We start from the raw sequence: 12,905 nt of genomic DNA on the forward strand, positions 1-12,905 counted from the left end.
AGTTAAAAAAACAGATAGTTCATTTGCCAATGCAGAAATGAGAAAAAATTTCTCCAAGTAGATCATCAGCAGTAAATTGTCCTGTTATTGCCGATAAGGCGTATTGTGCAAGTCTGAGTTCTTCGGCGAGCAACTCTAACTGCGACTCATTTTCAGTGAATGTTTGAGCATTATCCAGATGTGCTTTAGCCTGTTTCAGTGCTTCCAGATGGCGTTGCCTGGCCATAAAAACTCCTTCACCGGCCTGATTGAATTGCCAGCCGACGATGTCCAGTATTTTCTGGCGTAGCAATTCGATGCCTGCGCCGGTTTTAGCCGAAAGATGAATGCTGATATCAGTTTTTTCACCTTCAATTCTTGGCTGCTCATTCAGGAGATCAATTTTGTTGAATACTGTGATCAGGGGTTTGTCAAAAGGGATACATTTCTGTATTTGATCTTTCATATCAGGCTGATGCTGGTTGCTATCCACCAATTGAAGCACCATGTTGGCATTTTTAATTGCAGCATGCGTGCGTTCAATACCTTTTTGTTCGACAACATCACTGGTTTCTCTCAGACCCGCTGTGTCAATAATATGAATGGGTACGCCGGCAATGGCGATAGTTCTTTGGATAGTGTCACGAGTGGTTCCGGGAATATCTGTAACGATGGCGGCATCATCTTCAACCAGTTGGTTCAATAAACTGGATTTGCCGACATTGGGTGCGCCTACGAGAACGATTTTAATACCCTCCTGCAATAAGTTTCCTTGCCGTGCTGCGGCGAATATTTGCTCAAGTTGGGCATGAACATCATTCAGTCTTTCTTTAATTTGCAATACTTGCAAGTTATCAATCTCATCTTCGGGAAAATCAAGAATTGCTTCTATGAGCATGCGTAGCGTGATCAATAAACTTACCAGTTCTTCGATCCTGGCAGAGAACTGGCCTTGCAAAGAGTTGATCGCGCAACGTGCGGCTTCATAGGTGCTGGCTTCGATGATGGCAGCCACACTCTCAGCCTGAATTAGGTCAATTTTATTATTGAGATAAGCGCGTAGTGTAAATTCACCCGGTTGGGCTAAGCGAGCACCCGCAGAAAGGCATTGATTAAGCAACAGATTCATGACTGCTGGGCCGCCATGTCCTTGCAATTCAAGTATGTCTTCGCCAGTGTATGAGTTAGGTGCGGGAAAATAGAGCGCGATGCCTTGGTCAATGATTTGACCATCGGTATCCAGAAATTTTCTGAGGCTCGCGTAGCGCGGTTCCGGGAGGTTGCCTAGTAGCGTTTCTGCCAAGTGTTTCAGATTCCTGCCTGAAATACGTATTACGCCAATCCCGCCTTTGCCAGGAGGTGTTGCAATTGCTGCAATGATATCAGTGCTTACTATGAATAATCTCCATGGTGGCTGCTATCATTTACCGGTTATTCATGATGCTAAATAACCGGTAAATGATAATCTATTTCTTCTTTGTTCTCTTACCAGCAGGTGCGCTTTTTGTTTTTGCCGGTGCTTTATTTTTAGCGGGTACTACTGCTGTTGCTGCGGCAAGTGCTTGCGGTTTTTCGTGCTGCTCAGTGTTTGCTGCAGATATTACTTCTTCCTTGACTGTTTTTTCGTCATCAGTAGCAGAGGAGGAAAGCAGTTGAGGTTCTTCTGTAGCAGTTTCTGGTTTGTCCTTTCTTTTTTTCTTATTTTTGTCCTTATTAGCTTCTTCTTCAGCTTTGTTTTCGTACATCCGCGTTATTTGCCATTGTTGGGTGATTGAAAGGATGTTGTTACAGAGTGAATAAAGTACAAGTCCAGACGGAAAAAAGAAAAAGAAAATGCTAAATGCAATAGGCATAATCTGCATTACTTTTGCCTGCATTGGATCTGCAGGTGTAGGGCTGAGTTTAGATTGGATCCACATTGATACGCCCATAATTACCGGGAGTACATAATACGGATCGGGTACAGACATATCAGTGATCCATAATGCAAACGGCGCATAGCGCAGTTCAACAGCAGCCATTAATGTCCAAAACAAAGCAATAAATACGGGAATCTGGACTAAAATGGGTAAACAGCCGCCCATCGGATTAATTTTTTCTTCTTTGTAAAACTCCATCATCGCTTGATGCATACGCTGGCGATCACTGGCGTATTGTTCACGTATCCGTTGCAATTTAGGAGTAACTACCCGCAGTTTAGCCATGGAGCGATAGCCGGCTGCAGATAGCGGGAAGAATATCAATTTGACAGTCAGCGTCAGGAGAATAATTGCTGCACCCCAATTGTCTGTCCATGAATGATAAAAAGAAAGCAACCAGAATAGCGGGACAGCAAGTACCGTTAACCAGCCATAGTCAACTGTGAGCTCGAGCCCCGGTGCCAGCTCAGCAAGTTTATTTTGTTCTTGCGGGCCTGCATAAAATGGCATTGTTATGTTTTTAACTTGACCTGGTTCAATTGTACCGATGGGTGCAATAACACCAGCAGTATATTGGTTAGGCGCTAAGTGTTTTGCATAGTACTCGCGGGGTGTATTTTGCGTGGGTAACCAAGCAGTTAAGAAATAGTGCTCCAGCATGGCTATCCAGCCATTGTCTGCATTGGTAGGGTATTCTGCTTTATTTTTATCCAGGTCAGAAAATTTTATTTTTAGGAATTTTTCCGCCTCTGTGTACATCGCTGGTCCGGTATAGGAATGAACCATTGTACTCGCACCCGTGGGATCGTTTGCATCCCGCAACATCTGAAAATATGAGAATGGAATAATTGCGGTTTCGCTATTGTTAGAGACTTCAAATTTAACATCAATTACATAGCTGCCGCGATGGAAGGTGAAAATCTTGGCTACTTGTATGCCATCCGTTTCAGGTGCCAGGAGGCGTACTACTACCTTATCCTGACCAGATTCTAATTCATAGTCATAATTACCCGAATCTACCGTATATTTGGTTTTGTGATTAGGTAATCCGTCACCGATCAACCCTGATTGTGCGACATGGAATCGCGCAGTTTTATCCAATAATAGTTCGTAGGGTTTATTTTTATCTTCTCTAGATGGATGTTTAATTAAACCAAGTTGCCGTATATCGCCGCCGGCTGTATCGATTTCAGCGACGACCATATCCGTTTTGATATGAATCTTTTCCCCTATTGTAAATAGATTGGGGGTGACGGATGGGTGGCTGCTTTCTATTCCTGAAGGAATGCCGGATTCACCTGCTGCCGATGTAAGCTCATCACCCGGTACCGGTAGCGGGTCATGGCGCTGATTTGAGACGTCTGAGGCCGTTCCGGACATTACTTGTGAAGTAGGCGGGTATAATTCTTTTTGCCACGCATCCCACAGAAAAAGTAACGAGGTGGAGAAAATGATAATAAGTACAAGTTTTTTTGTTTCCATTATTTATCTGATCAGGTTGGTTTTTTTTGACAAAACTGCTTGTGCGCTTTGTGTGTCAGTTGATCGTGCAATTGAGTGCTTCGCTGTATTTTCATTTTATGCCAGAGCTACCTTGTCGATAATTTTGTAGGTATAAAGTAGTAAATTAACTATGCCGCGATGGCGGAAATTAAAACTTTATCAAGGAACTGGCTCGTAACCGCCTTTACTCCAAGGATTGCATCGCAATATGCGCCAGATACTTAATCGTGTTCCACGGAATAGCCCATATTTTGCGTATGCCTCACAGGCATATTGTGAGCAGGTTGGACTAAAACGACATGAAGGCGCCAATAGAGGACTGATACAGTACTGATAGAATTTTATAAAGGCAATAATTAACCGTGACATTGCTGTAGCTGGAGCATTAATAATCGCGTTTCAGTGGCCAGTTTTATCGATTCATTCTTGGCAACAGAACGTCTTAATCGTATTACCCAGTCTATTTCATTTGTTTGATCGTTGAGCCGGTTTCTACGAAATGTCTCTCGCAGTATACGTTTAATCCGATTGCGTTTAACTGCGTGCCGTTCAATTTTCTTCGAAACGATTAGTCCAAGCCGCGCATAACCAAGTCGATTCGGTTTCATATAAATCTGGATTAAATCACCACTAACCTGATATTTTAAATTAATTATTGCAGCAAATTCTGTTGCTTTATGCAACCTGCAATTTCTCGGCAGGGAGTGAATTTCAACAAATCTAAAAATAAAAAATTTTATCCAATAAAATTAAACACTCAGTCGTGCACGGCCTTTTGCGCGACGAGCGCGGATAACCGCAGCGCCAGCGCGTGTTTTCATACGTACAAGAAACCCATGTGTACGCTTTCTTCTAGTAACTGAAGGCTGATAAGTACGTTTCATTTTTTCTCTCTAAATTTATTTTGTCAATGGAACCGTGTATTACAACTTGTTATGGGGTCTGATGTCAATATCCTTTTTATCAATCAGCTATTATGTTCTTATGAAATTAGATGAGTAGTAAGTTTAATATAATTCCCAAGCTATTGATTGCAAGCATCTATACTTTATAAATGGAAAGAATAATACATTTTACTCGCTTGTTTATTAATAATTGTATATTGCACTAGTGAAGTGGTTCTTTATGTGACTGGAATTATCAGAAGGCGGCTTTACATTTTTATCGCGGTATGGTACTTAGAGGGGAAATAGTTGTGTGTGAAGGAAGATCTGGTGTTATTAACCTATAAAGCTATTTAAATGTGGTAAATAAATATCTGTTTTTATAATCTTAATAATTAATGCATGCGGGGTTTGTATGGTTAATGCGGTTGCAATTTCTAACAATCGAAGTCAGGATCGCCGTCAAGGTATGCCGTTTTTCTGTCCTTTTCATTTGGGAATAAAAACTGGCAAGAGAGTCGGTGAACGTAGGGCAACGGCTCGAGGGGAGCCAGTATATGTAGATTGTTATGCAGGGCATTTGATGCTATGCACTATTGCCATTCTATTCTTAAGTGCTGCCGATGCTTTTTTCACGCTGAATATATTGGCCAATGGCGGCGAAGAACTTAATTGGTTTATGAAAATACTTATAGAAGACAGTGTAGAAAAATTCGTTGTCTTCAAGTTGGCCCTCACATCAATGGCGCTTATATTGCTTGTTATGCACCATAACGTTCAACTGGTTGGAAGAATGCGTGTAAGACACCTTCAGTATATGGTTTTAATTGGCTACGGTGTATTAATCGGTTATGAATTACATTTGCTGGGATTAGCAGCTGTGTATTGATGTTGATTAGACAGGGAGAGCAAAATAAGCAATCGCCGGATAGAATCTCAGCGGTTTTTTTTAAAGAAACACATTTGCTAATTTGTCAGGGAATCATTCTCAACGGATTTTGATTTATTTAATCTTTGCGAATCCAATACCCCGCCTCTTGGTGCGAGGGCTGATTAAAAATCAGCAGATTGAGAGGCGTACTTAATACCCGCTGTTTGCGGCGGGATTCTTTATTTTCAGCTAACAAACATACACTATGAGTCTGTTGGACTAAAGACTGATCTACTGCACCAGCGCGAACAGTGGTTCATAGTTTTACGATTTCTCAGATGGTTTGCTACGATCGTTCAAGTTCGGCAGGCTCCTGGCCGATTCAATATTCTTGCCGTGGGTTATTTTATTCTTTAAGTGGGTGATCAATGTTTAAAAAAATAATGCTTTTATGTTTTCTACTTTGGAATATGACTGTACTAGCAATAGATGCTGATTTCTCTAAATCTTTTGTAGCTCCTGAAACATCAGGAAAGAACAGCCTAACTATCGGTGGTATTGATGCAAACGGCAATACCTATAAAGTAAATTTAAATTTACGCAGTGACTTAACATTGACTATTGCTGATGCGCAAGTTGAAAAGAATATTAATGAGCAATTAGAACAGGAATTAAGAAATACCACTTGGAAAGGGACATACGAAGCTTCTGATAGTATTCTACAAACAACGCTACAACTTGTAGTTGTGCAATACGGTTATGTAGGTGGCGAGATTACACATAAAGGTACGGGAGATAGCTACCTTACCGCAAGAGTGACTGGCGATATAGTTACTCAATTTAAAATTAATGATGAGTTTATTGATGAAGACAGAATTGATCCAGAAATCCTTGCAAATATATCAAGTGATACAGAGAATCGCCAACTGATTAGAATTAAACGGATGCGAGCGCTGGAGTTTAATAGTGCTGGCTCTTCTGCCAATTCTGGGTGGAATGCTAATAGAGAATATCGCCTATTATTTGATGGTAATGTGCTATCAGGAGTAGTTGGAATTCCGAATGAGATTTATGGTACAAATGATACAAAGACAGGCAGTGGAAGCATTACATTGGTTAAACAATAAATAATAATGTTGCAAGAAATTTTCCGGAGCTTTGCGCGGAGAAAAATATTTACGCTGGTCCTGATGAAAAAATATTGTTTTCAATCAATAGAGCGGCATACTCCAACTTGAGATTTCCCAGTATCGTTTTGTAGCAGTGGTTACTCGTCAGGAAACACTAAGGAAAGAATGGCATTTGATCAACACAGGTTGATTGCAGAATCAGTTATGAGCTGTAAAATAACCGGCTATATTTCTTAAATCATCTAGAGTCAGTGTACCAGCAGCTAACTGTAAGCGAAGATATGCGAGCAGATAATTATATCTAGCTTCCGCAAGATCTCGCCGTGCGGTATGTAATTGTTGCTGCGCATCTAAAAGATTTAAATTAATGCGTATACCACCCAGAATGCTTTTTCGTGTTGCTTCCACAAGCAATTCTGCTGATTTGACAGATAGCTCCAGCGATTCAATTCTTTTGACACCGCTGAGTAAAAGATTATATTGTTTGCGTAGTTCAACAAGCACTTTTTGAGTTATGGCATCTTGATCAGCCTCAGCTTGTGCATGGCTAGCCTTTGCCTGTGCGGTAATAGCATTAACGCGGCCACCCGCGTATAAAGGAATATTAATTTCAACGCCTGCCGCTGCTAGATCAAATTCTCGATTTGCAGTAACAAATGATCCGGATTTATTATGAGTTAAGCTGGCAACGAGGTCTACACGAGGAGCATGGCCTGCGTAGCTCTTTCTGATTTCCTCTTTTCCGGAAGTTACTGCATGACGTTGTGTCACCAGCTCAGCATTGCGCTCAAGCGCTAAGGCATACCAGCTATCATAGTCTTGCAACTGGATGGCATGAGAACTGAATTTTTCAGACAAGCTATCTAGTTTGGTTATTTTCTGACCTACGATTGCTTCAAGTTGAAGTTGTGCTCCTTCCAGTTCATCATGGGCTTCAATTGTTTTCGCCTGCGCTAAAGCGAACTTCGACTGTGTTTCGAGGACATCCGTAGTAGTTCCTTCACCTTTTTGTAACATACGCTCATTGACGTGTTTGAGTTCTTCGAAGGAGTCGCGTTGTGCTTCAGCCAGCTTTACGTGGTCCTGCGCCAGCAAAGTTTTAACATAGGCTTCTACTACTCGTACAACAAGCTGTTGGCTGAGACCGGTAAATTTTGCACGACTGGAATCAGCTTTCGCTTTTCCCTGGCGGTAACTGGCAACAGCTTCCAGATTAATCAAGGGTTGACGCAATGATAGGGTACTTACTTGACTATCAAAATTGAGTGGTTGGGTACCGCCGACACCACTAGAAAATGCCTGTGTTCCAGTAGTTTTACTCTGTACATGGGTAATTGATAAATTAGGTAGTAAACCTGCAAGACCAATGGCCTCTGCTTGCTGTCCCGCTTCATTTTCATGGAACGCCGAACGGTAGGTTGGGTCATTTTCTAATGCTGCCTCATAAGCATCCAGTAGGCTAAATGCATGTGCTAGGCAAGCCTGATTGAATAGAACGATAAAAACTAAAACCGAAACCTTTTTGCAGGTGGATATCATCGCGACTACTCTTCACTTAGGGATGAATGAACACGATCAAGTATTGGTTTGAATAAATAGCTCATTAATGACCGCTCACCTGTTTTAATAAATACCTCTACCGGCATGCCTGCTCTAATCAGCTGATCTGACAATTGTTTCATACCTTCGGAAGTCACCTTAGCTTTCATATTGTAATAGGGAAGGCCGGTTCGTTCATCCGTTAGACGATCCGCTGATACCTGGGTTACGATGCCCGGGATATTGGGTGTTTTCTTTTGATTAAGAGCGGAAAAAATCAAATCCACAGGAAGGTCAACATGGACTTTGTCAATTAAATGAACAGGCACCTGCCCGGTAATGACCAGCACATCATCACTTGGAACGATATCCATTAACTTAAATCCTGGCCCGATAACACCCCCTTCAGTAAACACATTCATGCCTACTACGAAGCCATCAACAGGCGCTCTAACTTCAACATTGGCCAATTCAAAATCCTGCCCGCTCAGACGGCTGCTAAGACTATCAGCTTCGCGCTGTATATCGGATAATTGCTGACGTACTTCTTTCTGGTATTCCTGTTGCCGGTGTATGCGGCGCTGTTCCAATTCTGTTATCTGGCGTTGCGTGCGGCCGATATTGCCGATATCGGAGGAAATTTCACCCGCCAGTTGCGTATAGGTACGCTCAAGATCCAGAACCCGGTTACGGGGTACAAAACCATCTTTTGCCAGTTCCCGAAGATTTACAAGTTGTTCTTCCAAGAACTTCAATTGCTGGTTTTTACTGATTTTCGTTGCTTCAAGCCCGCGCAGTTGTACTTTTAGGCCGGCAGTGCCTTCATCAAGGGCAGCTATTTCGTGTTGCAAGGCCAGTCTGCGCGATGTGAATAATTGATTTTGTATAATGAGGTTATTGGCGACACGTGGATCACTTTGTAGTGATAGTAATTCCGCAAGAAATGCAATTTCATTTTTGCTATCACGCTCAGCCAATAAACGTGCTTCCACTGCGCGCGCAGTATAAAGTTGGCTGCGGGTTATTTCGGCTTGGGCTTTTATCTGAACATCATTCATACGTACTACTACCTGGCCTACCTTAACATGATCTCCTTCCTTTACCAGGATGCGATCTATAGTGCCACCGGTTTGATGTTGTACCGCCTGAAGATTACTAGCAACAGTAACTGTGCCTGAAATCGGCACGCCTTTGTCCAACGGTGCGAAAGACGCCCACAAAATAAATCCGCCAAAGCCTGCCAGAACAATCCACCAGCCAAGTTTGGTATAGTGGGTTTCATCAGTCTCAACTTGATTGGATAGATCCACCGGAACAGTCTCAATAATTGTCTTTTTTTCTTCTGCTGCAACCTTCATTATTATCCCTGCTTGATGATCGATGCTTTCTCAATGTGCAATTGAACGGTGTGCCATAATTTATTCAGTTTTGGAGTCAACTACATTGGTAGTTTGAGTCGTTTGGTTTTGAGTAGCTTGCTTTTTGGCTTGTTGTTGTGCCAAAAGCGCTTGTTGTGTTTGCTGCTGTTGTTGGGTCAATGCTTCGATGACTTGGTTAGTCGGGCCAAACATTTTTGCCATGCCATCGTGTAATAATAGCAGCTTGTTGGTTGCACTGATAATGCTGGTACGGTGAGTAATCAAGACAATGGTTTTTCCACGTTTACGCAAATCAATGATGGCTGCCAGAAGCGCTTGTTCTCCCACATCGTCGAGGTTTGAATTGGGTTCGTCGAGAACAATCAATGATGGATCATCATACATGGCGCGCGCTAAGCCGAGACGTTGTTTCTGCCCGCCAGAAAGACCGGTGCCGCCATCACCCAGTGGTGTGTCGTAGCCGGAGGGCATATTCAGAATCAATTCATGAACTCCCGCTCGTTTGGCTGCCAGAATAACCTTATCCGCGTGCACTTCGCCAAAACGCGCGATATTCTCGGAAACAGTTCCGGCGAATAATTCAATATCCTGAGGTAAGTAACCGATATGCGGACCCAATTCATCCTTGTTCCAGAGATAAACATCCGCGCCATCCAACCTTACTTTCCCTGCAGCAGCAGGCCATACACCAACTAGCAGGCGTGCCAAAGTGGATTTTCCCGATCCGCTCGGACCAATAATGCCGAGAACCTCACCGGCAGCTAGGGAAAAAGTTAACCCTTTGATAACAGCAACTTTGCCACCGGGCGGAGCCGCTGTAATATTCTCAACTGCAATAACGCCTTTCGGTTTAGGTAACGCCATGCCTGCTTCGCGCGCCGGATTTTGTTCGAGCAATTTAGTTAAGCGCTCATAAGCACTCCGCGTGCCGCCAATTTGTTTCCACACACTGATTAATAACTGGACCGGCGCAACGGCTCTACCAAATAGTATTGAGCCAGCAATCATCATTCCGGGGGTAATGCTGTTATCTAAAACCAGTAAAGCACCTAATCCCAACATGAGTGATTGCAATGCGACTGTAAAAGATTTTGACAGCGCGGTGACAATACCGGCTTTTTCACTTGCCTCAGCTTGTAAGTTAAGAAATCGGCTATGCAGTTTATACCAGCGTGATTGAATATTGGGCAGCATACCCATGGCCTCAATCACTTCGGCATTACGCAAATTATTGGATGCCACGTTGGTCGAAGCGACAGCCATTGAATTCGCCTCGGCTAAAGGTTTGTGCGATATTTTTTCATTAATATAGGCCAAAATGAATAATAGAGTTGTACCGCATAAGGCGAAAACACCCAGAGCAGGATGAAACATGAATATAACGAATATATAAATTGGAAACCAGGGTGCATCAAAAAAGGCGAACAATGCGTTGCCGGTTAAAAATTGCCGCAAATTGGTCAGATCTTTTAAAGCTTGCCCGGCATTGTTATTGCCTTGTTTTAAGTTTTCTTCAAAAGCCGCAGTATAGACGCGTTTATTCAATTTCATGTCGAGCTGAGCACCGACGCGAATCAATACAAAACTCCGCACATATTCCAGTGCACCCATAAAAGCATAAGCACCCAGCATGATCAGTGTCAGCATTAACAGAGTCATTTCGTTGCGGCTGGTTAATACGCTGTCATAGAGCTGCAGCATGTAAATGGCTGGCATGAGCATCAGCATATTGATAACAGCGCTAAAGACACCTATGTTTCTAAAGGTTTTCTTAAAGCTGAGCAGTACCTGAGCGATTTCATTCTGAGGCGCTTTAAATTTTAATTTCATTTATCAACACCATGATATTGTGTAACTCATTTAATAATTGCAATATGCTGAACTAATTATGATTGCACATTGTTGGTTTTAACCAGGTAAATCTTCGGCCGTCAATTCAAACGATCTTGGACAATAGTTTAGATCCCGTTTTGCATCCGAGCAGTCAAATGTCAGATCCTGACTCATTCTTTCCGCCATTGCAGATGTCCAGCTGCGGTAACGTGGCAGCCAGCTAAGCCCCCGTGCCGCTATCTGAAAAAGCCAGAGCGGTATCGCCAACATGCGTGGCGGATGATTTAGTGCCTCAAATACGCGTTTGACCATTTCGCGATAAGGTAAAGTTTCCGCGCCGGTTAGATTATAGGAACGACTGGTCAGATTTAAAGTGTCTAGCGCCGCATAACATGCTGAAGCGACATCTTCAACGTGAACAGGCTGCCGTAATCCCTTGGCTGATCCCAGCAGTGGAAAGAATCCAAAGCGGCGGATAAATCGTGCTATCTCAGCAACATTCTTATCGTGTCCGTGTCCATAAATCAGTGTCGGGCGCAAAATGATCCATTTTACCCCATGTGTGGTTGCCCATGTTTGCACAAGTTCCTCACCTTTTATCAATTGCTGTGCAATTTTTCGTTCGCTGGGGGCGGATGACGTCTCTTTGGTGAAACGGCTGGTGGAAGATAATACGACAATCCGTCGTGCGCCATAAATTGATAAGAGATCAAAGTGCTCAGGCAATACCCAAATGGGAGCGGCACATATCCAAATAGGGATATTATTTTTTTCTGTGCCGGCTCTTTGATTTGTTGTATCCAGCTGTTGCCAGGTGATTTGCGGGTGGCTTTGTGTAATCGGGCGGCGAGAAAAGGCAGTGATCTGCCAATTGTTTTGTATCAATTGTTTCAGTAAGCATTCACCAATTAGACTGGTTGCGCCGAGCAATCCGACATGTCGCTCACTCATGTTTTTGTTTCAGCGACTTATAACAATTTTGTAGCGAATAGAATATTACAGTGATACCGAAGCGGAGCCATACGGCGAAGGTGACTAGCCCCATCAGCGCGCGTGGATACTGATGTTGAAAAAATTTCCGGTAAAAACGCCGCATACCTTTATGCTTATGCCAAGCAACAAAAAATGGCCTGGCACGGCTGCAGGTTCCCTGAAAATGGGTAACCGGAGCATCCGGTACAAAAAAAATTTTCCAGTTTTTTTGCTTAAATCGCATGCACCAATCCAGATCTTCACAATGTAAAAAATAATTTTCATCCCAGGAACCGACATCATCGATGGCTTCACGCCGCACCAGCATCAGTGCGCCTGATATGGCTTCAACTTCAACGGGAGCTTGTGGCAATGGTTGTTTATCCAGATGAAAATCAAAAAACAACTGTGGCCAGTATTTCGCCAGATGATATAGCCCAAAGGCACGCACAAACGCCCGCCAGGGTGAAGGGATAGCGCGCCGCCCACCACCTTGCTCGGAACCATCCGGGTTAATCAGATATCCACCGACCATGCCGATATGTGGATTTGATTCCATTACCTGAACCACGCGTTGTAATGAACCGGCGCTCAAAATACAGTCGGGATTCAGGAAAAGTATATAGGGTTGAGTTGATGCAGAAAGGCCGATATTGCAACCAGCGGCAAAACCCAGGTTTTTACCGGTTGTAATTAAATTTAAGCGATTTTCATCAGAGAAACAATATCTTAATCGTTCCATGCTTAGATCTTCCGAAGCATTGTCGACAATAATGACTTCCTGTGCTTGTTCAAGCGCGGCGTGAACGCACTGGGTTAATAGTTGACCGGCATTGTGATTTACAATCAGTATTGATACTGATTGCAGATTGTGTGTTTCTGTATCCATTGGTAAC

The 12,905-nt window shown here is 43.1% G+C and carries 12 protein-coding genes; 2 read left to right on the forward strand and 10 right to left on the reverse strand.

Features of this window, described 5'->3' with window-relative positions; translation table 11 throughout:
- Positions 1-19: 19 nt before the first annotated feature.
- From mnmE to rpmH, 5 genes are all read right to left on the reverse strand, one after another.
- Complete coding sequence (gene mnmE, locus NIT79A3_RS02035; RefSeq protein ID WP_013964600.1) at positions 20-1,375, reverse strand: tRNA uridine-5-carboxymethylaminomethyl(34) synthesis GTPase MnmE; 1,356 nt, start codon at positions 1,373-1,375, stop codon at positions 20-22.
- Positions 1,376-1,445: 70 nt separating this feature from the next.
- On the reverse strand, positions 1,446-3,380 hold the full coding sequence (gene yidC / locus NIT79A3_RS02040; RefSeq protein WP_013964601.1) for a membrane protein insertase YidC: 1,935 nt from the start codon (positions 3,378-3,380) through the stop codon (positions 1,446-1,448).
- A gap of 180 nt (positions 3,381-3,560) precedes the next feature.
- Entirely contained in the window at positions 3,561-3,770 is a 210-nt protein-coding gene (gene yidD / locus NIT79A3_RS18115; protein ID WP_013964602.1) for a membrane protein insertion efficiency factor YidD, read from the reverse strand.
- Positions 3,758-4,084, reverse strand: a complete 327-nt coding sequence (rnpA, locus tag NIT79A3_RS02045; RefSeq protein WP_348225690.1) for a ribonuclease P protein component — start codon at positions 4,082-4,084, stop codon at positions 3,758-3,760. The genes yidD and rnpA overlap by 13 nt, the downstream gene beginning before the upstream one ends.
- A gap of 66 nt (positions 4,085-4,150) precedes the next feature.
- Complete coding sequence (gene rpmH / locus NIT79A3_RS18120) at positions 4,151-4,285, reverse strand: 50S ribosomal protein L34 (protein WP_013964604.1); 135 nt, start codon at positions 4,283-4,285, stop codon at positions 4,151-4,153.
- A gap of 415 nt (positions 4,286-4,700) precedes the next feature.
- Here rpmH and NIT79A3_RS02050 point away from each other — a divergent pair, with 415 nt between their 5' ends.
- Positions 4,701-5,174 (forward strand): DUF5658 family protein, encoded by a 474-nt coding sequence (locus tag NIT79A3_RS02050; RefSeq protein WP_013964605.1) that lies wholly within the window; start codon positions 4,701-4,703, stop codon positions 5,172-5,174.
- 410 nt (positions 5,175-5,584) lie between these two features.
- Positions 5,585-6,283, forward strand: a complete 699-nt coding sequence (locus tag NIT79A3_RS02055; RefSeq protein ID WP_156796976.1) for a hypothetical protein — start codon at positions 5,585-5,587, stop codon at positions 6,281-6,283.
- A 201-nt stretch (positions 6,284-6,484) separates the two neighbouring features.
- On the opposite strand, the gene NIT79A3_RS02060 is transcribed toward NIT79A3_RS02055, so the two are convergent.
- The 5 genes from NIT79A3_RS02060 to NIT79A3_RS02080 all read right to left on the reverse strand — a co-directional run bounded on the left by NIT79A3_RS02060 (position 6,485) and on the right by NIT79A3_RS02080 (position 12,898).
- Positions 6,485-7,825 (reverse strand): TolC family outer membrane protein, encoded by a 1,341-nt coding sequence (locus NIT79A3_RS02060; RefSeq protein WP_013964607.1) that lies wholly within the window; start codon positions 7,823-7,825, stop codon positions 6,485-6,487.
- A gap of 5 nt (positions 7,826-7,830) precedes the next feature.
- Positions 7,831-9,183 (reverse strand): HlyD family type I secretion periplasmic adaptor subunit, encoded by a 1,353-nt coding sequence (locus NIT79A3_RS02065; protein ID WP_013964608.1) that lies wholly within the window; start codon positions 9,181-9,183, stop codon positions 7,831-7,833.
- Between the two features lie 60 nt (positions 9,184-9,243).
- Complete coding sequence (locus tag NIT79A3_RS02070) at positions 9,244-11,034, reverse strand: type I secretion system permease/ATPase (RefSeq protein ID WP_013964609.1); 1,791 nt, start codon at positions 11,032-11,034, stop codon at positions 9,244-9,246.
- A 78-nt stretch (positions 11,035-11,112) separates the two neighbouring features.
- Positions 11,113-11,988: an NAD-dependent epimerase/dehydratase family protein gene (locus NIT79A3_RS02075; protein WP_013964610.1), complete on the reverse strand. Its 876-nt coding sequence runs from the start codon at positions 11,986-11,988 to the stop codon at positions 11,113-11,115.
- Complete coding sequence (locus NIT79A3_RS02080) at positions 11,981-12,898, reverse strand: glycosyltransferase family 2 protein (RefSeq protein ID WP_041360469.1); 918 nt, start codon at positions 12,896-12,898, stop codon at positions 11,981-11,983. Before NIT79A3_RS02080 ends, NIT79A3_RS02075 begins: the two co-directional genes overlap by 8 nt.
- Between the last annotated feature and the right edge of the window lie 7 nt (positions 12,899-12,905).

Source organism: Nitrosomonas sp. Is79A3 (assembly GCF_000219585.1).
Taxonomy (GTDB): Bacteria; Pseudomonadota; Gammaproteobacteria; order Burkholderiales; family Nitrosomonadaceae; genus Nitrosomonas.